Source organism: Stenotrophomonas sp. YJH_SMC_14-1 (assembly GCF_059372275.1).
This window is the reverse complement of sequence record NZ_JCAFVK010000001.1, coordinates 205,598-230,800: the sequence shown is the minus strand read 5'-3', so window position 1 is coordinate 230,800 and position 25,203 is coordinate 205,598. Positions and strand designations below refer to the sequence as shown.

Here is a 25,203-nt window from a genome sequence, read left to right as displayed (position 1 = left end):
CTGGCCGCCCCGACCGGCAATCCCGTCGGCAGGAACAGTGTCCGTCACCACATGCACACAGCCTATCGGTTTCCCGGATTTCCGTAAGCCAGCCAAATACCCGACGTGATGTAGGAAAAACCCTACTCACGGCACAGGCGTAGAATGGCCGCATCAGCCCATGCAACCGGAGTTTCAGATGGACAGCGCCAAGCTCGGCCAATTCGTCAATGACAAGTGGGACAGCGAGATTGTCCCGCAGTTGGTCGACTACATCCGCATTCCCAACAAGTCGCCGATGTTCGACGCCAATTGGGTGCAGAACGGCTACATGGAACAGGCGGTCACGCTGATGGAGAACTGGGCTAGGGCCCAGCAGCTGCCCGGCCTGAAGGTTGAAGTGGTGCGCCTGGAAGGCCGTACCCCGCTGATCTTCCTGGAAATTCCGGCCACCGGCGCCGAGACCGGCGACGACACCATCCTGCTCTACGGCCACCTGGACAAGCAGCCGGAAATGACCGGCTGGGACGACGACCTCGGCCCGTGGACCCCTGTCCTGCGCGGCGACAAGCTGTATGGCCGCGGCGGCGCCGATGACGGCTACGCCATCTTCGGCTCGCTGGCCGCCGTGCTGGCGTTGCAGGCCCAAGGCCTGCCGCACGCGCGCTGCGTGGTGCTGATCGAAGCCTGTGAAGAGTCGGGCAGCTACGACCTGCCAGCCTACGTCGACCACCTCGCCGACCGCATCGGCAAGCCGTCGCTGGTGGTCTGCCTGGATTCGGGCTGCGCCAACTACGACCAGTTGTGGTGCACCACCTCGCTGCGCGGCCTGACCGGCGGCAATTTCACCGTGAAGGTGCTCAACGAAGGCGTGCATTCCGGCGATGCCTCCGGCGTGATCCCGTCCAGCTTCCGCCTGCTGCGCCAGATCCTCTCGCGCATCGAGGACCAGGAGACCGGCCGCATCCTGATCGACGGCATGAACGTCGAGATCCCGGCCGAGCGCCTGGAACAGGCCAAGCGCGCCGCCGAAGTGGTGGATACCGAGATCTTCGAGAAGTTCCCGATGGTCGACGGCCTGCGCCCGATGAACGAGGACCTCACCGAGCTGGTGCTCAACCGCACCTGGCGCCCGGCGCTGTCGGTCACCGGCGTCGGCGGCATGCCGCCGCTGGAATCGGCCGGCAACGTGCTGCGCCCGCAGACCTCGGTGAAGCTGTCGCTGCGCCTGCCGCCGACGGCCGATGGCAAGACCTGCGGCGAGCTGCTGAAGGAAGCGCTGCTGCGCGACCCGCCGAATGGCGCGCAGGTCAGCCTGGACCTGGAAAAGGCCTCCACCGGCTGGAACGCCCCGGCGATGGCGCCGTGGCTGACCCAGGCCATCGACGACGCCAGTCAAACCTTCTTCGGCAAGCCGGCGATGTACATGGGCGAAGGCGGCTCGATCCCGTTCATGGGCATGCTGGGCGAGAAGTTCCCCGGTGCCCAGTTCATGATCACCGGCGTGCTCGGCCCGCACTCCAATGCGCACGGCCCGAACGAGTTCCTGCACATCCCCATGGGCAAGAAGGTCACCGCCTGCGTGTCCAAGGTGATCAGCGAGCACTACGCAGCCAGCCTGCGCGGCGAGACCAGCGGTTCGCCGGTGGCTGCCGACAGCGGCACCCGCCACGGCGACCACGGCTGCTGCTGATCCGGCACCCGTGACGGACGCAGCCTGGCCTTGCTAGGCTGCGTCCACCCTTGGTGGAAATCGCGCGCATGAATGGTCTGTTCGGCAGCAGCAGCTGGCTCTACATCATCCTGGTCGGCTTCTTCGTCGGCCTGCTCGGGCGTTTCTTCATGCCCGGCAACAACCGCATGGGCTGCCTGCTGACCATCGTGCTGGGCATCCTTGGCGCCCTGGTGGCCGGCTGGTTCGGCCAGTACATGGGCTGGTACGCCCCCGGTGAGCCGGCCGGTTTCCTCGGTGCGGTAGTGGGTGCGGTGGCCGTGCTGGCCGTGCTGCGCCTGTTCAGCGGCCGTCGCTGACCCCGTCCCTCCTTCCCTTCCTGTTCCCGACGTTGGCGCGCCCGGCGCGCCCGGATATGCCTGCATGACCGAACCCGCCTCCGATCCCCAGCGCAGCGCGCAGCGCCTGCAGTGGGCCCGTACCCAGCTCGATGATGCCAGCGCGGTGGTCGAACGCGCCTCGGTCGATGCCGGCATGCGCAGCTACTGGCGCACCACCAGCACGCGCGGCAGCCACATCGTGATGGATGCCCCGCCGGGGCTGGAAGATCCGAGGCCGTGGCTGCGCATGCGCGGCCTGCTGCACGACAACGGCCTGCGCGTGCCCATGCTGCTGGCGCAGGATCTGGATGCCGGCTTCCTGCTGCTGGAAGATCTCGGCGGCCCGACCCTGGCCAGGATCCTCGACGAGCGCAACGCCGATGAATGGTTCGGCCGTTCGATCGAACAGCTGCTGCGCCTGCAGGCGATCCCGGTGCCGGCCGACTTCGGCCAGTTTGGCGAGGCGCTGCTGCAGCGCGATGCCGGCCTGTTCGACGAATGGTTCCTGCAGCGCCACCTGAACCTGGAGCTGGACTGTGGCGAGATCGAAGGGCTGCAGCTGGTACACCGCCGCTTGATGGACAACGCGCTGGGCCAGGCCCAGCTGATGACCCACCGCGATTACATGCCGCGCAATCTGATGCCGGTCGAAAATGGTCCCGCAGTGCTGGATTTCCAGGACCTGGTGCGCGGCCCGATCGCCTACGACGCGATGAGCCTGTTCAAGGACGCGTTCCTTAGCTGGCCGCTGGAGCGTGTGGACGAGTGGCTGGCGCAGTACCACGAGCGTGCCCGCGACGCCGGCCTGCCGGTGCCCGACCGCGCCACCTTCCTGCGCGATGCCGACTGGATGGGCATCCAGCGCCACGTGAAGATCCTGGGCCTGTTCTGCCGGCTGCGTTACCGCGACAACAAGGGCCATTACCTCGACGACGCACCGCGCTTCATCACCTATCTGGATGAAGTGCTGCCGCGCTATCGGGAACTGGCACCGCTGCAGCAGCTGCTGGACGAGCGCATCAAGCCGGCGCTGGCCGGGCTGGGTGCACCGATGCGCGTGGCCCGATGAAGGCGCTGGTCTTTGCCGCCGGCCTCGGCGAGCGCATGCGCCCGCTGACCCTGCACACGCCCAAGCCGCTGCTGGAAGTGGCTGGCAAGCCGTTGATCGTCTGGCACCTGGAACGCCTGGCCGCACTCGGCGTGCGCGAGGTGGTGGTCAACACCGCATGGCTGGCCGAACAGTTCCCGGCGACGCTGGGCGATGGCAGCCAATGGGGCCTGCAACTGCATTTCCTGTACGAAGGAGCGACCCCGCTGGAGACCGGCGGTGGCATCCTCAACGCCCTGCCGGTGCTGGGCGATGCCCCGTTCCTGGTGGTGAACGGCGACATCTGGACCGATTTCGATTTCGCCACGCTGCCGCGCGAGCCGCGGGGCCAGGCGCACCTGGTGCTGGTCGACAATCCGGTTCAGCACCCGCACGGTGACTACCGCCTCGATACGCAGGGGGTGCTGCACCACGATCGCGAAGGCCCCTGCCTGACCTATGCCGGCATCGGCGTGTACCGTCCTTCGATCGTGGCCGACTGGCGCACGGTGATCGGCGAGGCGCCGGGCAGCGAGCGGCTGCCGCCGAAGTTCTCGGTGGTGCCGCTGCAGAAGCATTTCATGGCGCAGGGGTTGATGACCGGGCAGCACCATCGCGGGCGCTGGACCGATGTCGGCACCGTGGATCGCCTGCGTGCGCTGGATGCTGAGTTGGCGGCGAACGGCTGAGCCCCTCGTGGCTGGTCGCTCAGATCAAAAGCCGTGCTTGGCCGGGCGGGTGGGCCATGCAGGGGACGCTGCAAGTACGTCCCTGTAAGCTCGATGGCGCCATCCATGGCGCCAACGCCCCTGCATGGCCCACCCGACCAGCCTCTGACAGTTTCCGTGGGCGTCCAGCCACGGAAGAAAGAAAGAAAAGCAAAAGCGGGTCGCTTCGCTGCGCTTGCTCTGGTGACGAGCAACGGTCGTCACCCACCACAAGCAAGACACGTGTCGACCAAGGTCGACACCCACCAACAGCAGTCAGCAGTCAGCAGTGCAGTACGCAGTCCCGGCAGATCGCGGCCAACTGTCGAAGACGGGGTGGGTCCGGTTGCGGGGGCGTGAGCCGCATGGATGCGGCGACCGAGCTTACAGGGACGTACTTGCAGCGTCCCCCGCAACCGGACCCACCCCGCCATCCCACGGAGATGGCCAGCTTTTGACGTTGACGTTGATTCGGCGGGTGCAGGGCGCAGCCCTGCAAACAAACCCACCCTCAGTAGCGGGGCCGGCCTTCTTCCAGCACCTGGCGCAGGAACGGCACGGTGATCCGCCGCTTCGCCGCCAGCGACTCGCGGTCCAGCCAGTCCAGCAGCGTGATCAACCCACCCAGTTCGCGCCCGGTATGCGACAGCAGCCACTCGATGGATGCCTCGTCGATCGCCAGGCCGCGTCGCAGCGCGCGTTCGCGCAGCACCGCTGCCCGCCCCTCCTCATCCAGCGGCTGCAGCAGCACGCGCACGCACTGGCCCAGCCGTGAACGCAGGTCCGGCAGCACCAGGCCCAGCGCTTCCGGGGCCTTCTGCGCCGTGTACAGCACGGTCACGCCTGCAGCGCGCGCGCGGTTGTGGAAATCGAACAGCGCGATCTCGTCGTCGCGGTTGCCGGCAACCTCGTCCAGGCCGTCCAGCGCCACCAGCTCACGCGCCTCCAGCCCATCCAGCGCCGCACGCACGCGGCCGGCCGCACTGGCCAGCGGCACATAGGTCGGCAGGCGCCCTGCCTGCTCGGCGCTGGAACACATCGCCAGCGCCTGGTGGGTCTTGCCCGTGCCCGCCGCACCTTCCAGGTAGACCCAATCGTGGCTGGCACCCACCGCGATCGCGCGCAGCTGCGCCAGCGCGCCATCCGGCGCGCCGATGAAGGTCTCCAGGCGCTGGTCCCGCGGGTAATGCAGGGCCAGCGGCAGTTGCGGCACACCCATCACTTCAGGTCGGGGCCTTTTTCGTTCGGAACGATGATATGGGGCGCATCGACCACGCCGTCAAGCACGATTGCCGGCTTCTCGCCCACGTACAGCTCGCTCTGGCGGTAACGCTGGTGCGCGTAGCGCAGCAGCACGTTGGTCACCGCCGCCACCGGCAGCGCGAGCAGCATGCCGAGGAAGCCGAACAGCTGGCCGCCGGCCATCACCGCGAAGATCACCGCCACCGGGTGCAGGCCGATCTTGTCACCGACGATGCGTGGGGTCAGTACGTAGCTCTCCAGCAGCTGGCCCACGGTGAACACCACGCCGACCAGGATCAGCAGCTTCAGGTCGAAGCCCTGTGCCTGCACCAGCGCGGCGATCACCGCCATCAGCACGCCGGTGGTCGCGCCCAGGTACGGGATGAAACTGATCAGACCGGCAATCAGGCCGATCAGCAGGCCCAGCTTGAGGCCGACCAGCGACAGGCCGCCGGCATAGATCACGCCCAGTGCCAGCATCACCAGGAACTGGCCGCGGATGAACGCGCCCAGCACCTCGTTGGACTCACGCGCCAACGCGCTGATGGTGCCAATGTGGTTGCGCGGAATCACCGACGCCACGCGCTCGACCAGCTTGTCCCAATCACGCAGGAAGTAGAACGCCAGGATCGGCAGCAACAGGATGTTGACCACCCAGGTCACCATCGCGAAGCCGGAGCGCGAGACGTAGCCCATGAACGTGGTGGCGAAGCCGCCGGCCTGCTGCCAGTGGCTGCGCACCCATTCGATCAGGCGGTCCGGGTCCAGCCACTGCATCACTTCCAGGCCGGTCTTCTGCTCGAACCAGGGAATCCCCTTCTCCATCAGCCACGCCTGTGCTTGCGGGGCAACCGCGATCAGGGTGGTGATCTGGCGCTCGATCATCGGTACCAGCACCAGCAGCAGCGCCACGATCACCAGCACCATCGCCGCAAACACCAGCACTACGCCGGTCATGCGCGAGCGGCCGGTGGCCTCGATGCGGTCCACCAGCGGGTCACCCAGCCAGGCCAGCGCCAGCGCCAGCACGAACGGGGTCAGGATCGGCGCCAGCAGCCACACCACCCAGCCGATCAGGCCGGCGAACAGGATGTATTTCAGGCGGCGCAGGAACTGCGCGATTTCCGCTTCCGGGGTCAGAGTCATCGCAGGCGGTACTCGTTGCTGACCGGGGCGGCCACCGGAGTACCGGTGGTGTCGTCGATCGGAGCGGGCAGGGCCGGCAGCGGAGCGCTCGGCACCAGCACGCCGTTGTCGCCCAGCATGCGGTTGAAGCCGGCCAGGCCGGTGGTCATCTCCAGGTTCAGCTCCAGCTGGCCAGCGGAGGCATGCAGGGGGGTGACATTGCGCACCACCGGCACCTCGCGCAGGCCAGCGGCCAGACGCAGGTAGTCGTCGGCGCTGTTGATGCCGGTGACCACCACACGGTAGGTCCCGGCCTGACCGACGGCGGCGCCGGCCTTGGCATAGCGTTTGACCAGCGCATCGGCGGCGCCGTCGGCACCGGCCGCCATCGCGCGCATGGCGTTGGCGTCCTTGCTGGTCCACTTGTTCAGTTCACGGCCGTTGTCGACGAACACCCAGTCCGCCTGCCAGCCGCCATTGGCGCGGTACAACTTGCCGATCAGCTGCATCGGCGGCGAGTAGCGCGAGGAGGCACGGGCCACGGCGGCACTGTCCTGGCGCCAGATCGCACCCGCCAGCGCCTGTTCGGCGGCGCCACCACTGGGCAGGCCCAGTTTGTAGCCGCGCTCGATGGCGCGGTTCAGCAACGGCCGGGCGGCGTTGGCCTGCTGCACGCTGACCAGGCGCGGGCCACTGCCATCGTCGACGGCCAGCCACAGCACCGGCTTCGGTCGCGGCTGCGGCCACAGCGGCAGGCCCAGCGCCGACACCAGCGAGTCGACATCATCCTCGCGGAAGCGGGCCACCAGCAGGGTACGGAAGCTGGGGGCGCCACTGGCGCCCACGCTCTGGTCCTGCTTGTAGTCGTAGCTGGCCACGTAGTCCTTGGCGTTGCGCAGCGCCTGCACCACGCCGGGGCGGGACATCACGCTGCGGTCGCCGGACAGCTTGCCCAGTACCACGCTCAGGGCGCGGGCCAGGGCGCCGTTGCGATCGGCCTCGGCTTGGCTGTTGACGGGCACTTCGGCCTCGTACGCGCCACTGGCGGTGGCGACATCACCCTCGGTGCGAAGGCCGCTCTGGGCCATCGTGGCCACCGGCAGGCTCAGCGCAAGGAGCAGGGTCAGAATCAGGCTGCGGCGCATCAGGACATCCATTGGCTCGACGTATCCGGGGGAATTGTTGCCCGAATACGGCCTTTGCGCCAATGCGGCCTGTTAAAATCGCCCGTTCAACCCCTGCCAGCGCCGACGCCCGTGACCAACACCCCGTCTTCCGCCCCCTCCCCCCTCACCTACCGTGACGCGGGGGTCGACATCGACGCCGGCAATGCGCTGGTCGAGCGGATCAAGCCCCTGGTCAAGCGCAGCTTCCGCCCGGAAGTGATGGGCGGCCTGGGTGGCTTCGGTGCCCTGTTCGACCTGTCCAACAAGTACCGCGAGCCGGTGCTGGTGTCGGGTACCGACGGCGTGGGCACCAAGCTGAAGCTGGCCCACCAGCTGAACCGCCACGATACGATCGGCATCGACCTGGTCGCCATGTGCGTGAACGACGTGCTGGTGCAGGGCGCCGAACCGCTGTTCTTCCTGGACTACTTCGCCACCGGCAAGCTGGACATCGACACCGCCGCAGCGGTCGTGGGCGGCATCGCCAACGGCTGCACCGAGGCCGGCTGTGCGCTGATCGGCGGCGAAACCGCTGAAATGCCCGACATGTACGCCCCCGGCGAATACGACCTGGCCGGCTTCACGGTCGCCGCGGTGGAGAAGAGCGAGCTGAAGGACGGCGCCAGCGTGGCCGCCGGCGACGTGCTGATCGGCATCGCCTCCTCCGGCCCGCACTCCAACGGCTACTCGCTGGTGCGCCGCATCTACGACCGCGCCGGTCGCCCGGCCGATCTGGAGCTGGAAGGCGGCGTGAAGCTGGTCGATGCGCTGATGGCACCGACCCGCCTCTATGTGAAGCCGATCCTGTCGCTGCTGAAGTCGCACGGCGAGGCCATCCATGGCATGGCCCACATCACCGGCGGCGGCCTGACCGAGAACATCATCCGCGTAGTGCCCGACGGCCTCGGCCTGGACATCCAGGCGTCGTCATGGACCCTGCCGCCGGTGTTCCAGTGGCTGCAGAAGGAAGGCGCGGTGGCCGACAGCGAGATGTGGCGCACCTTCAACTGCGGCATCGGCTTCGTGCTGATCGTCGCAGCGGACCAGGTGGCTGCCGTTTCCGATGCAGTCAAGGCGCAGGGCCTGGAGCACTGGACCATCGGCCAGGTGGTCACCGCCGAAGGCGCCGAACGCGTCCACATCGGCTGACGCCGGCAACCCAGGAGCCCCGCATGGACGCAACGCCCCCTTTGTCGCCCGCCCCCGTGCCGCCGCCGCTGGCGACGGTACCGCCGTTCAGCGCGCAGGATGCCGACCACCTGCGCATGCTGGCCATCGCACACTACGTGGTCGGTGGCCTCATCGTGCTGTTCTCGCTGATCTTCATCCTGCACATCGTGATCGGCATCGCCGCGTTGACCGGCAGCCTGCCGATGAAGTCCGGCGGCGAGCCCTCCTCGCTGGAGGAACAGCGCCTGATGGGCTGGGTGTTCACCGTTCTCGGCTGCGTCGTCGTGTTCGGTGGCATCACGCTGGGCGCGTTCGTGGCCTATGCCGGCCGCTGCCTGTCCCGCCGCCGTCGCCATCTGCTGTGCCTGATCGCGGCTGGCCTGGCCTGCCTGTTCACGCCGGTCGGCACGGTGCTGGGGGTGTTCAGCCTGATCACCCTGCTGCGCCCGCAGGTCAAGGCCGCCTTCGACCTTCCCGCCGCGACCGCATGACCGCCTCCGGCAATCCGCCGCCGCTGCCGCATCAGACCCTGGCACAGCTGCAGCTGACCAGCCATCTGCAGACACTGAGAGTGCTGTTCTACGCCCTGGCCGGTTTCCACTGGGTCGCCGCAGTGGCGTTCCTCGGCCTCAGCGGCTGGGTGGCCCAGTCGCGCGGGTTGGAGGATGTCTGGATGCTGACCACGGTCTATGCGTCCATCGCCGTGCTGGCCGCCGTGCTGGGGTTCGTGCAGCTGCACACCGCGCGCCAGCTGTCACATCGCACCGGGCTGGCCTGGTGCCAGCGCGCGGCGTGGCTGGGCGTGCTGGCTGGACCACTGGGCATGGCGTTGGCCGCCTATGCCTGGGTGTTCCTGTCCAAGCCGGAGATGGCTGCGCTGTTCGACCGCGGTGATCACCTCAGTGCCTGAACCTGCCGGCAGACGCCCCGTCCTCATCTGATCGATTTCCCATGTCCGCGCCTGCCCTCCCGACGTCTGCTTCGCCCACCACCCGCCGCTTCCCGGGCCCGAAGAAGTGGGCTTTCGCCGCCGTACTGGCGGTGTTCGCGATCAGCTGGATCCACCCGCTGTGGCCCACCGAGCAGGCCCTGCACAGCACGCTGACCGTGGTCGGTCTGGCCGCGCTGCTGTGGGTCGACCGCCGCGGCGGCTGGCTGGGCAACGGCGCCTTCATCGCCATCTGCGGCTTCATCGCCCTGCACTGCGTGGCGGCGCGCTGGCTGTATTCCAACGTGCCCTACGACGCCTGGGCGCAGATGCTGACCGGCTGGTCGCCGAATGCGGCCTTCGGCTGGCAGCGCAACCATTTCGACCGCCTCATCCACTTCCTGTTCGGCGTCTGCTTCACCCCCGCACTGCTGCAGCTGGCCCGTCATGCGTGGCCGGCGCTGCGCCTGGGCCAGGCCTTCACCCTGGCGGTGATGACAGTGATGTGTGCCAGCCTGGTCTACGAATGGTTCGAATGGGCCATCGCGCTGGCGCTGTCGCCGGATGCCGCCGAAGCCTACAACGGCCAGCAGGGTGACATGTGGGATGCGCATGCCGACATGCTGATGGCGACCGTCGGCAGCCTGCTGACCTGGCCTCTGATCCGCCGGAGTTCCCTGCAATGACCGCCCCAACCCGCATCGCCGTGCTCGCCTCGGGCCGCGGCAGCAACCTGCAGGCCATCCTCGACGCGATCGGCAGCGGCCGCCTGTCGGCCGAGTTGGTCGGCGTGTTCTCCGACCGCCCCGCCGCAGAGGCCCTGCTGCGTGTCGATGCCGGCCTGCGCTGGGCGCATGCACCGAAGGAATTCAGCGACCGCGCCAGCTACGAGCAGGCGCTCGGCGATGCGCTTGCCGCGGTACAGCCGGACTGGATCGTCTGTGCCGGCTACATGCGCATCCTTGGTCCGGCCTTCGTGCAGCGTTTCGATGGCCGCCTGGTCAACATCCACCCGTCGCTGCTGCCGCTGCACAAGGGCCTGGACACCCACGCGCGGGCGCTGCAGGCCGGTGACGCCGAGCATGGCGCCAGCGTGCACCTGGTGGTCCCCGAACTGGATGCCGGCGCGGTGCTGGCGCAGGCCCGCGTGCCGGTGCGGCCCGGCGATGACGCGCAGGCGCTGGCCGCACGCGTGCTTGCGGTGGAGCATCCGCTGCTGATCGCCACACTGCAGCTGCTGTGCGAGGGCCGCCTGGCTGAACGGGAGGGTCAGCCCTGGCTGGACGGTCACCCCCTGTTTAGCCCCTTGGCCCTAGATTCCGCCGGAAACCTGAACCGGTAACGCTCTTGCACACGCCCCGCTGACTGCGGGGCTGGCATCCTGCCCCCTCCCGCGGTTCCTGTCCTCCATGAAGACCACGACGCTGCTGTCCACTTCACTGCTGTTGTCGCTTGCCGTGCTTCCCGCTGTGGGCTGGGGCCAGGCGCAGCCGCCTGCGGCTTCCCCGCCGCCCACACCCGCTGCGCTGCCACCGAACGAGCCCAGTGTGCCGCTGTTGCCGGCACTGGCCTGGGAGCCGCCGCCGCTGCAGCCGTTCACCGCCACCTACCAGGCCTTCTACAAGGGCAAGGAAGCGGGTGATGCCAGCATGCAGGTCACCCACACCGGCGGCAGCCAGTGGCGCGTGGACATGCAGGTGGTCGGCCGCCGCGGCTTTGCCAGCGTGCTCGGCCTGAACATCGAGCAGAGCACGGTGTTCGAGGAGCGCAGTGGCGTCTACGCACCGCTCAGCCAGAGCACGGTGCGCAAGGGCCTGTTCCTGGGCAAGAAGGCCGTGGGCACTTACAACTGGCAGGCCGGCACCGCGCAATGGACCGGCGACGTCAAGAAGGAGCGCGCGCAGCCGATCCCGCTGCGGGCCGGCGACCAGAGCGCGCTGCTGATCAACCTGGCGATCATGCGCGATGCGCGTCCGGGCGCCACCATGCATTACCGCTACGTGGACATGGGCAAGGTCCGCGAACACGACTACCAGGCCGCGCCGCAGACCGAGAACGTCGAGGTCGGCGACCTGTCCTACAACGCGCTGCGGGTCTACCGGACCAACGGTGGCAGAAACGAAACCATTCTCTGGATCGCCAACGGTGTCCCCACCCCGGTGCGCATCCTGCAACGCGAAGACGGCGAAGACCGCGTCGACCTGCGCCTGATCGAATACCAAGGAGTCTGAGCATGAATACCCTGACCCGCCCCCTCACCTGGATCGCAGCCGCTGCCCTGACCGTGGCCAGCCTGCCGGCCATGGCGCTGGAACCGTTCAAGGCGGATTACCTGGCCAGCTACATGGGCATGCAGGCCAACGGCACCATGACCCTGGCCAGCGAAGGCAGCAACAAATGGCGCTACAGCCTGCAGGTGAAGAACCAGCTGGCCGACCTCAGCCAGAGCACGGTGTTCGAGGAAGTGCGTGGCCAGCTGCGCCCGCTCAGCAGCCAGGACCGTTCGGCGCTGCTGGTGAAGAAGCGCAACGTGCAGGCCAACTACAACTGGACCAGCAACCAGGCCACCTGGACCGGCGACATCAAGCCGGACCGTGCGGGCCCCATCGCGCTGAAAGCAGGCGACATGGACGCGCTGCTGATCAACCTGGCGATCGCCCGTGACCTGGCCGCCGGCAAGCCGCTGACCTATCGCATGGTGGACGAAGGCCGGATCAAGAACATGACCTACCGCGTGATCGGCAAGGAATCGATCACCGTGGCCGGCAAGAGTTACGAGGCGACCAAGGTCTCGCGCGCCGACGGCAACAAGGAGCTGATCGCCTGGATCGTGCCGGACTTCCCGGTGCCGGCGCGCATGCTGCAGCGTGAGAGCGGCCGCGATGCGCTGGACCTGACCATCAAGGCGATGAACTGAGTGCCGGGGTCGGATCCCATCCCCTCGGGGATGGGCTCTGACCCCGGTTGTGTGGCTGGGGTCGGAGCCCTTTCCGATGGAAAGGGCTCCGACCCAGGGCCCCGCGAAAAGAAAACGCCCGCTTTCGCGGGCGTTTTTCTTACTTCTTTTCCTCGGCCGCCGCCGGCTTGAACTCGGTGCGGCAGTCCACGCGGATCTGCTCGCCGGTGCTGCGCCAGACAAAGGTGCGGCAATGACGGTTGCCGTCCTGGCTGTCGTTCACCGCGACCGCATAGAACGACTCGATGATCTCGTCACGCGTGACCGTGCCGTCGCCGTTCCAGTCCATGTCCTTCTGCTCGATGCCCTGGGTGATGGCGATGTTGGCGTACCAGGCATAGCCCAGCCACGCCAGCACGATCAGCACCAGGGCCAGCAGCGCCTTGCGACGCGGGCTGAACTTGCCGCGCAGGATCATGGCACGCGCCGGATGGTGGCGCCGAGCGAAGACAGCTTCTCTTCGATGTTCTCGTAGCCACGATCAAGGTGGTAGATGCGGTCGATGGTGGTATCGCCGCTGGCCATCAGGCCGGCCAGGATCAGCGAGGCCGACGCTCGCAGGTCGGTCGCCATCACCGGTGCGCCGCTCAGGTGCTCGCTGCCACGCACGATGGCGGTGTGGCCTTCAACCTGGATGTCCGCGCCCAGGCGCAGCAGTTCGTTGACGTGCATGAAACGGTTCTCGAAGATCGTTTCGTTGATCACGCCCACGCCGTCAGCCACGCAGTTGAGTGCCATGAACTGCGCCTGCATGTCGGTCGGGAATGCCGGGTACGGCGCGGTGGTCAGGTTGACCGCCTTCGGCCGCCGGCCCTGCATGTCCAGGGTGATGCTGTCGTCGGTGGTCTCGATCTTCGCACCGGCCTCGACCAGCTTGGACAGCACCGCGTCCATGGTGTTCGGGCGCGCACGGTTGACGGTGACCTTGCCACCGGTCATCGCCGCGGCCACCAGGAAGGTGCCGGTCTCGATGCGGTCGGGCAGCACTTCGTGGCGGCCACCGGACAGGCGCTCGACGCCCTCGATCACCAGGCGGGCGGTGCCCAGGCCTTCGATCTTCGCGCCCAACGCGATCAGGCAGTGCGCCAGGTCGGTCACTTCCGGTTCCATCGCGCAGTTGTCGAGGACGGTGGTCCCTTCAGCCAGCACCGCGCCCATCAGCACGTTCTCGGTGCCGGTGACGCTGACCATGTCGAAGGTGAAGTGGCCACCCTTCAGGCGCTTGGCGCTGGCCTTGATGAAGCCGTTCTCGACCACGATCTCGGCGCCCAGCGCCTGCAGGCCCTTGATGTGCTGGTCGACCGGTCGCGAGCCGATCGCGCAGCCGCCCGGCAGCGACACTTCGGCGGCGCCGAAGCGGGCCAGCAGCGGGCCCAGCACCAGGATCGAGGCGCGCATGGTCTTGACCAGCTCATACGGTGCGACGTGCTGGTTGACCGGACGCGGGTCGACCACGATCGCGCTGCCGCGCGACAGCGTGCCCTGGTCGATGGTGACCTTGGCGCCCAGCTCGCCAAGCAGCTTCACCGTGGTGACCACGTCGTGCAGGTGCGGCACGTTGGTGATCTCCACCGGCTCATCGGCCAGCAGGGTCGCGCAGAGAATGGGGAGGACGGCGTTCTTGGCGCCGGAGATGCTCACTTCACCGTGCAGCGCAGCGCCGCCGGTCACAACGATCTTGGCCATGTATTCGGGATCTTCTGCGGTTCAGCCGGCTTCGGCCGGGGTCACGGTTTTCAGCGCCAGCGCGTGGATCGCGCCGCCCATCAGGTCGCCCAGGGTGGCATACACCATGCGGTGGCGGGCCAGCGGCATCTTGCCGGCAAAGGCCTCGCAGACCACGGTCGCTTCGAAATGCACGCCATCGTCGCCCTGCACGTCGGCGCGGGCGCCGGGCAGGCCGGTTTCGATCAGATTGCGGATGGTGTCGGCGTCCAACGGGCTTTCCTAATAAAATGTGGGTCCATTCTACTTCCGCTGCGTGGCGTCCGCATGGCCGAATCCCTGTTGCCCCCCCGTTCCGTCGACCCTGCCGGCCTGGTTGCCAGTGGCCGCCGCGTGTTCGAGATCGAGCGGCAGGCCCTGGATGCCGTGGCCGACCGCCTCGGCGAGGCCTTCCAGCAGGCCTGCCAGGCGATCCTGGCCAGCCGCGGGCGGGTGGTTGCCACCGGCATGGGCAAGTCCGGGCATATCGCGCGCAAGATCGCCGCCACCCTGGCCTCTACCGGTACGCCGGCGTTCTACGTGCACCCCGGTGAAGCCGGCCACGGCGACCTGGGCATGATCACCGAGGACGACGTCGTGCTGGCCCTGTCCTACTCGGGCGAATCGGACGAGGTGCTGATGCTGCTGCCGGTGCTCAAGCGCCAGGGCAACCTGCTGATCTCCATGACCGGCCGCCCGCAGTCCAGCCTGGCCACCGCCGCCGACATCCATCTGGACGTGAGCGTGCCGGCCGAGGCCTGCCCGCTGGCGCTGGCACCCACTTCCAGCACCACCGCCTCGCTGGCGATGGGCGATGCACTGGCCGTGGCCCTGCTCGATGCACGTGGCTTCACCGCCGATGACTTCGCCCGCTCGCACCCGGCCGGCAGCCTCGGCCGTCGCCTGCTGCTGCACATCACCGACGTCATGCACACCGGCGACGACCTGCCCAGCGTGGGCGCCGACGCCAGCCTCAGCGAGGCGCTGGTGGAAATGAGCCGCAAGCGGCTGGGCATGACCGCCGTGGTTGACGCCGACGGCGTGCTGATCGGGCTGTTCACCGACGGCGACCTGCGCCGTGCGCTGGACAGCGCGCTGGATGTGCGCACGGCGAAGATCGCCGACGTGATGACCCGCAACCCGCGCACCATCGGCGCCGACCAGCTGGCGGTCGAGGCCGCCCGCCTGATGGAGACCCACAAGATCACCGGCCTGATCGTGGTTGATGGCCAGGGCCGCGCGGTTGGCGCGCTGAACATTCATGACCTGTTGCGGGCCCGGGTGGTTTAACCGACAGTCCGTAGACCCCATTCAGTCTGTAACGCCGCACCCGCCCATAACGAGCCTGCCGCCCTGATGCCCTGGTCCCCCCTGCCCGCCTTCCCTGCCCACCTGCATGCCGCTGCGGCCCAGATCCGCCTGGCCTGCTTCGACGTGGACGGCACCCTCACCGACGGTCGGCTGTACTACGACAAGGACGGCAACGAGAGCAAGGCGTACTTCGTGCAGGATGGCCTGGGCCTGAAACTGCTGCAGCAGCACGGTATCCACCCCGTGCTGATCACCGCGCGCAACAGCCAGTCCGCGCTCAAGCGCGGCGCCGACCTCGGCATCGACACCCAGATCGCCGTGGGCGACAAGCTGGCCAGCGTGCAGGCGCTGTGTGCGCAGCACGGGATCGGCCTGGAACAGGTGGCGTTCATGGGCGATGACCTGCCCGATCTGGCGCCGCTGGGTGCGGTCGGCCTTGCGGTGGCCCCGGCCAATGCCCATCCGTGGATCGCCGAACGCGTGCATTGGCAGACCCGCGCCGAGGGTGGCCGTGGCGCCGCGCGCGAGCTGTGCGACATCCTGCTGGCCGCCCAGGGCCGCGCGGATGCGGTGCTGGCGAGGTTTGGCGCATGAACCTGCCCACCTTGAACTGGCGCACCGTGCTCGGCATCAGCCTGCTGCTGGCCGCCCTGCTGAGCAGCTGGGCGGCGCTGCGCAACCGCGACAAGGGTCCAGCCACGGGGGGCCAGGAAATCGGTGTGGATTACATCCTGCATGACTTCCAGATCGTCGCCCTGGATGAGCACGGCAAGGAATCGACCACCCTGCGCGCACCGCGGCTGGAGCGCCAGCGCGGCGACCAGACCATCAACATTGCCACCCCGCTGTTCGAGATGCCGGACAAGGATGGCAAGCACTGGACGCTGCGTGCCGAGACCGGCTGGCTCAGCGCCAAGGGCGACGAGATGAAGCTGCGCGGCAAGGTTGCCGGCGACAGCCCGGCGGGCCCGGGCGTGGTGCCGACCACCTTCCGCACCGACCACCTGGACGTGTTCCCGAAGGAGAACCGCGCCCGTACCGACGCCCTGGTGACCATGACCCGCCCGGGCATGGAACAGTCCGGCGTCGGCTTCGAAGTGGATTCGAAGAACAACACGTATCATTTCCTCAGCCAGTCCAAGGGCCGTTACACGCCCAGACGCTGATTCCGCCGCCAGCCCGCGACGTCTCCGGACAGGCGCAGGGCCGGCAGCCCCACCCTCCGCCCCCGGCCCGCCCGGCAGGCCCCCACCGGTAGAACGGACCCCGATGAAGATTCCCTTTGCCGCCGTACTCGCGCTCGGTCTTCTTGTCCCCAGCGCCGCCTTCGCCAAGTCCACCGACCGCAACGAAGACATGCACATCGATTCCGGCGCCCAGTCCGGCATGCTCACCGGCGACGGCAAGACCGTGCTGTCGCAGGGCGTGATCATCACCCAGGGCACGCTGGACCTGCGTTCGTCCGAGGCCGAGATCTACCTCAAGGACGGCGAGGCCGTGCGCGTGGTCTTCACCGGCAAGCAGGCCAAGATGAAGCAGCAGCTTGATGACGGCACCTGGATGGATGCGCTTGCTGATCGCATCGACTACGACATCAAGACCGAGATCATCACCCTGACCGGCAACTACAAGGTCACCAGCGCGCGCGGCACCAATGCCGGCCAGCGCATGGTCTACAACACCCGCACCGGCGAGATGAACTCCGGTGGTGACGGCAGCCGCGTGCGTACCGTCATCCCGCCGAAGAACAAGACCCCGGCCGCGCCTGCGGCACAGCCCAAGGCCACCACGCCGGCACAGCCGGCCGGGAGCAGGAAGTAATGCTCGTCGCCAAGGGCCTGCGCAAAAAGTACAAGCAGCGCGAAGTGGTCAAGGACTTCGGGCTGACCCTCGATGCGGGTGAAGTGGTCGGCCTGCTCGGCCCCAACGGTGCCGGCAAGACCACCTGTTTCTACATGATCGTCGGTCTGGTGGCCGCCGATGCCGGCAGCATCGTGCTCGACGGCAAGGACATCACCGGCGACCCGATGTACACCCGCGCCAAGCAGGGGGTGGGCTACCTGCCGCAGGAACCGTCGGTGTTTCGCAAGCTTACCGTGGCCGACAACATCCGCCTGGTGCTGGAACTGCGCGAGGACCTGGACTCGGCCGGCCGCGAGCGCGAATTGAACGGCCTGCTCGACGAACTGCAGCTGGGCCATGTCGCCGACCAGCTCGGCGCCAGCCTGTCCGGTGGCGAACGCCGCCGCTGCGAGATCGCCCGCGCACTGGCCGCACAACCGCGCCTGATCCTGCTCGACGAACCGTTCGCCGGTGTCGACCCGATTTCGGTCGGCGAGATCCAGCGCATCGTCACCCACCTCAAGCAGCGTGGTATCGGCGTGCTGATCACCGACCACAACGTGCGCGAGACCTTGGGTATCTGCGACCGCGCGTATATCCTCGCCGAGGGCAGCGTGCTGGCCCAGGGTTCGCCGGAGGCGATCCTGGACAACGCCGATGTACGCCGCGTCTACCTCGGGGATTCCTTCAAGCTGTGAAGCAGTCGCCGGGGCCCTTTCCTTCCTTTCGGCACAGGCATGAAGACTCGGCTGCAGACATCGTTGGGACAGCAACTGGTGCTCACGCCCCAGTTGCAGCAGGCGATCAAGCTGCTGCAGATGTCGGCCACCGAACTGGAGCTGGAGATCGCGCAGGCAGTGGAAAGCAACCCACTGCTGGACTGGGCCGACAGCAACGACAGCAGCGCCGCCAATGAAGGCAGCGATGGCAACGACAACGAAGCGCCTGCAGAGCGCAGCGATGAGGGCGACGACTGGGCGCCGACCGAACTGGACTGGACGACGACCGGCAGCGGTGGCAGCTTCGATGATGACGACGACAATGGCAGCGCTGCCGAGCGCGTAGCCGAAACCGAAACACTGGCCGACCATCTGCTGTGGCAGCTGCATCTGTCGCATCTGTCCTCGCGTGATCGCAGCATCGGTGCCGCACTGATCGATGCACTGGACGACGACGGTTACCTGCGCGAACCGCTGGCCACCATCGCTGAAACCCTGTTGCCGGCGATCCACGCCGACGATGACGAGATCCTCGCCGTGCTGCATCGCATCCAGCGCTTCGATCCGGTGGGTGTGGCCGCACGCACGCTGGGCGAATGCCTGCTGCTGCAGCTGGATGTGCTGGCCGGCGACACGCCCGGCCTGCTTCTGGCGCGACAGATTGCCGCAGGACCCTTGGAACGTTTGCCGCGCAGCGGCGTCGCCGGGCTCGCCCATGAGTTGAAGCTGCCGCTGGACGAGGTCGAGACTGCCGTGGCGCTGCTGCGCTCGCTGGACCCGCGCCCGGGCACGCAGATCGCGCCGCTGTCGCAGGACACCTACGTGGTGCCGGATGTGGTGGTGTGGCGGCAGAACGGCGTATGGCGCGCAGCGCTGGCCGCGCATGCCGGGCCGAAGGTGGTGATCCACCGCGGCTACGAACAGCTGATCCGACGTTGTGGCGACGCCGATGCCGGCTACCTGCGTGCCCAGCTGCAGGAAGCGCGCTGGCTGCTGAAAGGGCTGCAGCAGCGTGGTGACACCCTGCTGCGCGTCGTGCGCAGCCTGATCCTGCAGCAGGCCGGCTTCCTCGAATTCGGCGAGCAGGCGCTGCGTCCACTGACCCTGCGCGAGATCGCCGCCGAGCTCGGCCTGCACGAATCCACGGTCTCGCGCGCGATCGCCCGCAAGCACGTGCGTACCCCGCGAGGCACCCTGCCGCTGCGCGCCTTCTTCGCCTCGGGCATCGATACCGAGAGCGGTGGCGAGGCGTCCAGCACCGCCATCCAGGCGATGATCCGGCGCCTGATCGACGACGAGAACCCGCGCAAGCCGCTTTCTGACGCCAAGCTGGCTGACCTGCTCAAATCGTCGGGAATTCCAGTAGCGCGACGCACCGTGGCGAAGTATCGTGAAGCCATGAACATTTCCGCCTCGCACGAAAGGGTCAGAATCGCTTGACGCGCCGCCGCGCCCGGCGGAGAGGTTCATTGGCACATCCGAACACAGGAGAAACCCGATGCGCATCGAAACGTTTGGCAAAGATGTCGAAGTCACCCCGGCCCTGCAGTCCTATGTTGAGGAGAAGCTGGCCCGGATCGGAAAGCACTTCGACCAGCACTGCGAAGCGCGGGTGACCCTCAAGCTGCAGAAGACCGAACACCACGTCGACGCCAGCCTCAACATTCCCGGCCAGACCCTGCACGCCGAGGCCAATGCCCAGACCATGTATGCCGCGATCGACCTGCTTGCGGACAAGCTTGACCGTCTGGTGATCAAGCACAAGGAGAAAAAACAGCAGCACGCACCGCTGCCGGTGGGCGACAATGGTGGCTGATCGCCACCGTTCCCCGCAGACATGCCCCTGACTGACCTCCTGGCGGCCGTGCAGACCCAGCTCTGCACGGCCACCGACCGTGACAGCGTCCTGCAGGCCGCCGCCGGGTTGCTGGCCTGCCGCCAAGCCAACGCCGAACAGATCTATCTGAACCTGTGCCAGCGCGAAGCGCTGGGCAGCACCGCCATCGGCCACGGCATCGCCATTCCCCACGGCCGCGCGCCAACCCTGGACCGCCCCCGCGGCGCTCTGCTGCGGTTGGCCACCCCGGTCGATTTCGGTGGCGAGGAGCCGGTGGACCTGGTGTTCGCGATGGCCGTCCCCGCCCACTACACCCACCAGCACCTGATGCTGCTGTCCGAGCTGGCCGAGCTGTTCTCGGCGCCGGACATCCGCCAGGCCCTGCGCGAAGCGGGCGATGCCCGGGCGCTGCGCAAGGCGCTGGACATGACCCCACCTGCGAGTGCCGCATGAATACCAGCATCACCGCCCGTGAACTGTTCGAACAGCAGCGCGAGCGGCTGGGACTGCGCTGGGCTGCCGGCAAGTCCGGCGAGAAGCGCGAGCTGGAGGCCGGCAACACGGTCTCGCGGCGCCCCTCGCTGGCCGGCTACCTCAATGCCATCTATCCCAACAAGGTGCAGATCCTGGGCACCGAGGAACTGTCCTGGCTGGATGCGCTGGAACCGCGCCAGCGTTGGGAGACCATCGAAAAGATCATGCAGTCGCACCCGCTGGCGCTGGTGCTGACCCGCAACCAGGCCTGCCCGGAAGACCTGCGCGCTGCCGCGGACGAATCCGGCACGCCATTGTGGCTGTCGCCCAAGCGCGGCCACGAACTGCTCAACCACCTGTCCTACCACCTGGCGCGGACGCTGGCGCCGCGGGTGATCCTGCATGGCGTGTTCATGGAGATCTATTCCATCGGCGTGCTGATCACCGGCGAAGCGGGATCCGGCAAGAGCGAACTGGCGCTGGAACTGCTCAGCCGTGGCCATCGCCTGGTGGCCGACGATGCCCCCGAATTCACCCAGATCGCACCCGATGTACTCGATGGCACCTGCCCGGAGCTGCTGCAGGACCTGCTGGAAGTGCGCGGCCTGGGCGTGTTGAACGTGCGCGAGATGTTCGGCGACACGGCTGTAAAGAAGAACAAGTACCTTCGGCTGATCGTCCACCTGACCAAGCCGATGACCGAACCCACCCCGCATGGCTACGAGCGCCTGACCGGCGATTCGGGCACCCGCCATGTGCTGGACCTGGACGTACCGCTGATCACCCTGCCGGTGATGCCCGGCCGCAACCTGGCCGTGCTGACCGAGGCGGCCACCCGCCTGCACATCCTGCGCACCAAGGGCATCGACCCGGCAGCCATGTTCATCGCCCGTCACAGCAACCTGCTGGAACGGCGAACACCCTGATTTCCCTGCCCTTCGAAGAGCCTGTCCATGAGCACCGTCACCCCCTCCGCCCCGACCCTGATCATCGTCAGCGGCCTGTCCGGCTCGGGTAAATCCGTCGCCCTGAAGACCTTCGAGGACCAGGATTACTACTGCTCGGACAACCTGCCGATCAATCTGCTGCCCGACTTCGTGCGCAGCCTGTTGACCAACCACGACGGCAGCGCACCACGGCGTCTGGCCGTAGGCATCGACGTTCGCGGCCAGGCCGACCTGAGCCAGCTGGGCGACTGGCGGCAGCTGGCGGCCGACGCCGGCGTGGACGTGAAGGTGCTGTTCTTCGAGGCCAGCGACGAGACGCTGCTCAAGCGCTACGCCGACACCCGCCGCCGCCATCCGCTGAGCCAGCTGGGCCTGTCGCTGCCTGAAGCCATCGCCCGCGAACGCGAGTTGACCGCACCGCTGCGCCGCGAGGCCGATGCGGTGATCGACACCAGCAGCCTCAACGTGCATCAGCTGCGGCGGCGGATCATCACCGAGTTCACGATGGACCATGCCACCGGCCTGTCGCTGCTGTTCGAATCGTTCGCCTACAAGCGCGGCGTGCCGGCCGAGGCGGACTTCGTGTTCGATGCGCGGGTGCTGCCCAATCCGCACTGGGACCCGGACCTGCGCGCGCTCAGCGGTCGCGAACCGGGTGTACGCGACTACCTGGAAGCGCAGCCGGACGTGCAGCGCTACCTGGCCCAGCTGATGGACTTCCTCGATACCTGGCTGCCGAAGCTGGGTGATGGCACCCGCAGCTATGTGACAGTGGCGTTCGGCTGCACCGGCGGCAAGCACCGGTCGGTGTTCCTGGCCGAGCGCCTGGCCCGGCATGCCCGCGAGATGGGCTGGGAAGACGTGGCGACGTACCACCGCGAACAGGATTGAGGGGGGTCGGCCGGGCTGCGCCCGGCACCCGCCGATAGTGCCGGCCGCTGGCCGGCAACAGCAACAGCAGAAGCGGCATTCCGTGGGTGGCGGGGCGGGTCAGCAAGCGGGGGACGCTGCAAGTACGTCCCTGTAAGCTCGGTCGCCGCATCCATGCGGCTCACGCCCCCGCTTGCTGACCCGCCCCGCCTTCGACAGATTCCCGCGATCTGTCGGGACGGCGGTGTGTGCTGCTGTTGGTAGGTGTCGACCTTGGTCGACACGGTAGATCCACGCCATGCGTGGATGAATCGCTGTCAGGCATCGAAAAAAGGATGGAGTCGGAGCTCTTTTCCAACGAAAAAGGGTTCCCGCGCGAGCAACGCTGAATACGGGACACAGTGCCCCTCTCCTGCTGCTATCGCCAATTCACCTTGACCTGTTAACGTGCAGTAATGACCTGTGGCATTCTCCTCGTAACACATCCCGGGGTCGGGACCGCCCTGCTTGACGTGGCGACCCGGCTCCTGCGGCAGTTGCCGCTGAAAACCGAAGCTTTCGAAGTACCGTTCGACGCAGACCTGGACGCCCTGCTCCCGCTCGCCTCGGCCGCCCTGCGGCGGGTTGACGGGGGTGATGGTGTGCTGATCCTGACCGACCTGTACGGCGCCAGCCCCGCCAACCTTGCCGGGCAGCTGGCCCGGCTGGGGACCCCGGTTCGCCGGGTGTCGGCGCTGAGCCTGCCGATGTTGCTGCGGGTGATGAATTATCCGGAACAGGGACTGGATCAACTGCCCGCCACAGCCGCGGCGGGTACCCGTAATGGAGCGATAGTCGACGATGCTTGAACGAGAACTCACAGTCAGCAACCGCCTGGGCCTGCATGCCCGGGCCACCGCCAAGCTGGTGCAGACCCTGGCGCCGTTCCGCTGCAACGTGACCATGGCCGCCAAAGGCCGTGAGATCAACGCCAAGAGCATCATGGGCGTGATGCTGCTGGCCGCCGGCCAAGGCACCCCGGTCACCGTGCGGATCAACGGCGAGGACGAAGCCGCCGCGATGGAGGCGGTGGTCGGCCTGTTCGAACGCCGTTTCGACGAGGACAGCTGAGCGTGCCACGCGCACGCGCCAGCCAGGTCCCTTCCGGCCAACGGCCGGTACAGCTGCTGGCCGGCCACGGCGCCGCGCGCGGAACGGCGATGGGCCGGGCACGCGTGCGACTGCCGCATGCGCTGGAGGTGGCCGAGCAGCGCGTGGCCGCCCACCAGGTCGAGGCCGAACTGGCGCGCCTGCACCGGGCGCTGGATGCCGCGCGTACGGAAATGCACGAGCTGCGCCAGCGCCTGCATGGCGCCCTGAACCAGGAAGTGGGCGAGTTCCTCGACCTGCACGCGCTGCTGCTGGACGACCCCGAGCTGCTGTACGGCCTGGACGAGCTGATCCGCAGTGGCCCGTACAGCGCCGGCTATGCCTTGCGCCTGCAGCGCGACCGCCTGGCCAAGGTCTTCGATGGCATGGACGATGCCTATCTGAAGAGCCGCATGGACGATCTCGACCATGTGATCGGGCGCATCCACGCCTTCCTGCAACCCGAACGGCCGTCGGCAGTGAAAGGCCTGGCCGGCGAGATCCTGGTCTGTGACAACATCGCGCCCTCCGAGCTGGCGCAGCTGCAGGCACAGGGCGTAGTCGGCATCGTCACGGCCGCCGGCAGCGCGCTGTCGCACAGCGCGATCCTGGCGCGCAGCCTGCACCTGCCCCTGATCGTCAACGTGCCGCAGCTGCTCAGCCGCATCGCCGATGGCGATGTGCTGATCATCGATGGCGCCGACGGCAGCATCACCGTCAACCCGCAGGCCGACAACCTGCGGGACTACCGCGTCCGGCTGAAGGAACATGCGCGCGAGCAGCGCGAGCTCGGCCGCCTGCGCAGCAAGCCCAGCCGTACCCGCGACCAGGTCGACATTGCCCTGCTGGCCAATGCCGAATCGCTGGAAGACGTGACCCAGGCGCATGCACTGGGCGCGCAGGGGCTCGGCCTGTACCGCACCGAATTCCTGTTCCTGCAGCGCAATGAGCTGCCGGACGAAGAAGAGCAGTTCCAGACCTACCGCGATGCCGCGCTGGGCATGAGCGGGCGGCCGGTCACCATACGCACGCTGGACCTGGGCGCGGACAAGGCCGACCGTACCGGCCTGACCCTGAGCAACGAAGAGAACCCTGCACTCGGCCTGCGCGGGGTGCGCCTGTCGCTGGCACGGCCGAAAGTGGCCGACACCCAGCTGCGCGCGATCCTGCGCGCGTCTGCATACGGCAAGCTGCGCGTACTGGTGCCGATGGTCAGCACCCGCGAGGAGCTGCTGGCCGTGCGCCGTCGCATGCTCAAACTGACCGAACAGCTGCGCGGCGAAGGGCACATGGTGTCCGACCACGTACCGCTGGGCGCGATGATCGAAGTCCCAGCCGCTGCGCTGGCTCTGGAGAGCTTCATCGACCTGGTCGATTTCCTGTCGATCGGCACCAACGATCTGGTGCAGTACCTGCTGGCTGCCGACCGCAACAACGAGGCGCTGGGCGAGTTGTATTCACCGCTGCACCCGGCCGTGCTGCGGCTGCTGCAGATGGTGATCGAGACCGGCGCGCGTCACCGCATCCCGGTGGCGGTCTGCGGCGAGATGGCCGGTGATGCCCGGATGACCCCGCTGCTGCTGGCGCTGGGCCTGAGCGAGTTCAGCCTGCACCCGGGTACGTTGCTGGAGGTACGCCGCGCGATACGCGAAGCCGATCTGGGTGCGCTGCGCGCGCGCGCGCCGAAGCTGCTGGCCGCGCGCGACCGACGCGCCATCGAACGCTGGCTGGCGCTGGTGGCGGACGCGTCCTGATTTGCGCGCTACGCGCTCGCCTGGCATGGCCCGGCGGAACATGTGGAACCGCTGGCCCGACCCAGATTCGATCCGCAGAAGCAGCCCCTTGTTGTTCAAGGGGCGCGCCGACAGGCGGGGGATAAGGTTGAATGCGTGGACCCCGGTGGCCGCAGGCCAGCGGGGTATCCGGTGAAACATCGCCTTGCGATAATGACGCGCTGAA

At 67.7% G+C, this 25,203-nt stretch carries 30 protein-coding genes; 24 read left to right on the top strand and 6 right to left on the bottom strand.

The features are described 5' to 3' along the window. Positions 1-178: 178 nt before the first annotated feature. The 4 genes from AC5P9P_RS01230 (at position 179) to murU (ending at position 3,807) form a co-directional block, all read left to right on the top strand. On the top strand, positions 179-1,672 hold the full coding sequence (locus tag AC5P9P_RS01230) for a M20 family metallopeptidase (protein ID WP_033835553.1): 1,494 nt from the start codon (positions 179-181) through the stop codon (positions 1,670-1,672). Positions 1,673-1,740: 68 nt separating this feature from the next. Further along, positions 1,741-2,010 (top strand): GlsB/YeaQ/YmgE family stress response membrane protein, encoded by a 270-nt coding sequence (locus AC5P9P_RS01225; RefSeq protein ID WP_005408411.1) that lies wholly within the window; start codon positions 1,741-1,743, stop codon positions 2,008-2,010. A gap of 64 nt (positions 2,011-2,074) precedes the next feature. Beyond that, the gene (locus AC5P9P_RS01220) at positions 2,075-3,100 is read left to right on the top strand and encodes an aminoglycoside phosphotransferase family protein (protein WP_033835552.1); all 1,026 of its coding nucleotides are present in this window, start codon (positions 2,075-2,077) and stop codon (positions 3,098-3,100) included. Continuing rightward, positions 3,097-3,807 (top strand): N-acetylmuramate alpha-1-phosphate uridylyltransferase MurU, encoded by a 711-nt coding sequence (gene murU, locus AC5P9P_RS01215; RefSeq protein ID WP_033835551.1) that lies wholly within the window; start codon positions 3,097-3,099, stop codon positions 3,805-3,807. Before AC5P9P_RS01220 ends, murU begins: the two co-directional genes overlap by 4 nt. Before the next feature lie 529 nt (positions 3,808-4,336). Here the strand turns inward: murU and hda are convergent. Genes hda through AC5P9P_RS01200 form a run of 3 tightly spaced genes read right to left on the bottom strand, consistent with a single transcriptional unit; the run spans position 4,337 to position 7,349 of the window. Then, positions 4,337-5,044: a DnaA regulatory inactivator Hda gene (gene hda, locus AC5P9P_RS01210; RefSeq protein ID WP_005408408.1), complete on the bottom strand. Its 708-nt coding sequence runs from the start codon at positions 5,042-5,044 to the stop codon at positions 4,337-4,339. Further along, positions 5,044-6,213, bottom strand: a complete 1,170-nt coding sequence (locus AC5P9P_RS01205; RefSeq protein WP_005408407.1) for an AI-2E family transporter — start codon at positions 6,211-6,213, stop codon at positions 5,044-5,046. Before AC5P9P_RS01205 ends, hda begins: the two co-directional genes overlap by 1 nt. Beyond that, positions 6,210-7,349, bottom strand: coding sequence for a DUF2066 domain-containing protein (locus AC5P9P_RS01200; RefSeq protein WP_049403272.1), 1,140 nt, complete (start codon positions 7,347-7,349; stop codon positions 6,210-6,212). Before AC5P9P_RS01200 ends, AC5P9P_RS01205 begins: the two co-directional genes overlap by 4 nt. A gap of 99 nt (positions 7,350-7,448) precedes the next feature. On the opposite strand from AC5P9P_RS01200, the gene purM reads away from it, so the two are divergent. The 7 genes from purM to AC5P9P_RS01165 all read left to right on the top strand — a co-directional run bounded on the left by purM (position 7,449) and on the right by AC5P9P_RS01165 (position 12,373). Continuing rightward, positions 7,449-8,507, top strand: coding sequence for a phosphoribosylformylglycinamidine cyclo-ligase (gene purM, locus AC5P9P_RS01195; RefSeq protein ID WP_005412508.1), 1,059 nt, complete (start codon positions 7,449-7,451; stop codon positions 8,505-8,507). A 23-nt stretch (positions 8,508-8,530) separates the two neighbouring features. Next, a complete protein-coding gene (locus AC5P9P_RS01190; RefSeq protein WP_005408404.1) occupies positions 8,531-9,019 on the top strand; it encodes a hypothetical protein in 489 nt (162 codons plus the stop codon). After that, positions 9,016-9,438 (top strand): hypothetical protein, encoded by a 423-nt coding sequence (locus tag AC5P9P_RS01185; RefSeq protein WP_033835547.1) that lies wholly within the window; start codon positions 9,016-9,018, stop codon positions 9,436-9,438. The genes AC5P9P_RS01190 and AC5P9P_RS01185 overlap by 4 nt, the downstream gene beginning before the upstream one ends. Positions 9,439-9,479: 41 nt before the next feature. Next, positions 9,480-10,142: a DUF2238 domain-containing protein gene (locus tag AC5P9P_RS01180; protein WP_049403273.1), complete on the top strand. Its 663-nt coding sequence runs from the start codon at positions 9,480-9,482 to the stop codon at positions 10,140-10,142. Continuing rightward, the gene (purN, locus tag AC5P9P_RS01175) at positions 10,139-10,798 is read left to right on the top strand and encodes a phosphoribosylglycinamide formyltransferase (protein WP_049403274.1); all 660 of its coding nucleotides are present in this window, start codon (positions 10,139-10,141) and stop codon (positions 10,796-10,798) included. Before AC5P9P_RS01180 ends, purN begins: the two co-directional genes overlap by 4 nt. A 67-nt stretch (positions 10,799-10,865) precedes the next feature. Continuing rightward, entirely contained in the window at positions 10,866-11,687 is an 822-nt protein-coding gene (locus tag AC5P9P_RS01170) for a DUF3108 domain-containing protein (protein ID WP_005412504.1), read from the top strand. Positions 11,688-11,689: 2 nt separating this feature from the next. Continuing rightward, a complete protein-coding gene (locus AC5P9P_RS01165) occupies positions 11,690-12,373 on the top strand; it encodes a DUF3108 domain-containing protein (RefSeq protein WP_005408399.1) in 684 nt (227 codons plus the stop codon). A gap of 139 nt (positions 12,374-12,512) precedes the next feature. On the opposite strand, the gene AC5P9P_RS01160 is transcribed toward AC5P9P_RS01165, so the two are convergent. From AC5P9P_RS01160 to AC5P9P_RS01150, 3 genes are read right to left on the bottom strand one after another with little or no spacing between them, the layout of a single operon-like run. Next, the gene (locus tag AC5P9P_RS01160) at positions 12,513-12,830 is read right to left on the bottom strand and encodes a hypothetical protein (RefSeq protein ID WP_005408398.1); all 318 of its coding nucleotides are present in this window, start codon (positions 12,828-12,830) and stop codon (positions 12,513-12,515) included. Further along, positions 12,827-14,098, bottom strand: a complete 1,272-nt coding sequence (gene murA, locus AC5P9P_RS01155) for a UDP-N-acetylglucosamine 1-carboxyvinyltransferase (RefSeq protein WP_005408397.1) — start codon at positions 14,096-14,098, stop codon at positions 12,827-12,829. Before murA ends, AC5P9P_RS01160 begins: the two co-directional genes overlap by 4 nt. A gap of 21 nt (positions 14,099-14,119) precedes the next feature. Next, a complete protein-coding gene (locus tag AC5P9P_RS01150) occupies positions 14,120-14,350 on the bottom strand; it encodes a BolA family protein (RefSeq protein WP_005408396.1) in 231 nt (76 codons plus the stop codon). Positions 14,351-14,404: 54 nt separating this feature from the next. Between AC5P9P_RS01150 and AC5P9P_RS01145 the strand changes: the two genes are divergently transcribed. From AC5P9P_RS01145 to ptsP, 13 genes are all read left to right on the top strand, one after another. Further along, positions 14,405-15,406: a KpsF/GutQ family sugar-phosphate isomerase gene (locus AC5P9P_RS01145; protein WP_033835544.1), complete on the top strand. Its 1,002-nt coding sequence runs from the start codon at positions 14,405-14,407 to the stop codon at positions 15,404-15,406. A 66-nt stretch (positions 15,407-15,472) separates the two neighbouring features. Next, the gene (locus AC5P9P_RS01140) at positions 15,473-16,021 is read left to right on the top strand and encodes a KdsC family phosphatase (protein ID WP_005408394.1); all 549 of its coding nucleotides are present in this window, start codon (positions 15,473-15,475) and stop codon (positions 16,019-16,021) included. Continuing rightward, complete coding sequence (lptC, locus tag AC5P9P_RS01135) at positions 16,018-16,593, top strand: LPS export ABC transporter periplasmic protein LptC (protein ID WP_012479345.1); 576 nt, start codon at positions 16,018-16,020, stop codon at positions 16,591-16,593. Before AC5P9P_RS01140 ends, lptC begins: the two co-directional genes overlap by 4 nt. A 103-nt stretch (positions 16,594-16,696) precedes the next feature. Further along, a complete protein-coding gene (gene lptA / locus AC5P9P_RS01130; RefSeq protein WP_005408392.1) occupies positions 16,697-17,248 on the top strand; it encodes a lipopolysaccharide transport periplasmic protein LptA in 552 nt (183 codons plus the stop codon). Continuing rightward, positions 17,248-17,967 carry an LPS export ABC transporter ATP-binding protein gene (gene lptB, locus AC5P9P_RS01125; protein WP_005408391.1) on the top strand — a complete coding sequence of 240 codons (720 nt, stop codon included), beginning with the start codon at positions 17,248-17,250 and terminating at the stop codon, positions 17,965-17,967. The genes lptA and lptB overlap by 1 nt, the downstream gene beginning before the upstream one ends. A gap of 39 nt (positions 17,968-18,006) precedes the next feature. Further along, positions 18,007-19,428: an RNA polymerase factor sigma-54 gene (locus AC5P9P_RS01120; RefSeq protein ID WP_033835542.1), complete on the top strand. Its 1,422-nt coding sequence runs from the start codon at positions 18,007-18,009 to the stop codon at positions 19,426-19,428. Between the two features lie 58 nt (positions 19,429-19,486). After that, entirely contained in the window at positions 19,487-19,804 is a 318-nt protein-coding gene (gene hpf, locus AC5P9P_RS01115) for a ribosome hibernation-promoting factor, HPF/YfiA family (RefSeq protein WP_004147311.1), read from the top strand. Positions 19,805-19,825: 21 nt separating this feature from the next. Beyond that, entirely contained in the window at positions 19,826-20,278 is a 453-nt protein-coding gene (locus AC5P9P_RS01110) for a PTS sugar transporter subunit IIA (RefSeq protein ID WP_033835541.1), read from the top strand. Further along, positions 20,275-21,225 (top strand): HPr(Ser) kinase/phosphatase, encoded by a 951-nt coding sequence (gene hprK / locus AC5P9P_RS01105; RefSeq protein ID WP_005408388.1) that lies wholly within the window; start codon positions 20,275-20,277, stop codon positions 21,223-21,225. Before AC5P9P_RS01110 ends, hprK begins: the two co-directional genes overlap by 4 nt. Positions 21,226-21,252: 27 nt before the next feature. After that, positions 21,253-22,137 (top strand): RNase adapter RapZ, encoded by an 885-nt coding sequence (gene rapZ / locus AC5P9P_RS01100; RefSeq protein ID WP_033835540.1) that lies wholly within the window; start codon positions 21,253-21,255, stop codon positions 22,135-22,137. Between the two features lie 434 nt (positions 22,138-22,571). Beyond that, positions 22,572-22,964: a PTS sugar transporter subunit IIA gene (locus AC5P9P_RS01095; protein WP_005408386.1), complete on the top strand. Its 393-nt coding sequence runs from the start codon at positions 22,572-22,574 to the stop codon at positions 22,962-22,964. Further along, positions 22,957-23,226: an HPr family phosphocarrier protein gene (locus AC5P9P_RS01090; protein WP_005408385.1), complete on the top strand. Its 270-nt coding sequence runs from the start codon at positions 22,957-22,959 to the stop codon at positions 23,224-23,226. Before AC5P9P_RS01095 ends, AC5P9P_RS01090 begins: the two co-directional genes overlap by 8 nt. Before the next feature lie 2 nt (positions 23,227-23,228). After that, positions 23,229-24,998, top strand: a complete 1,770-nt coding sequence (gene ptsP, locus AC5P9P_RS01085) for a phosphoenolpyruvate--protein phosphotransferase (RefSeq protein WP_049430201.1) — start codon at positions 23,229-23,231, stop codon at positions 24,996-24,998. The last annotated feature ends 205 nt before the right edge of the window (positions 24,999-25,203 follow it).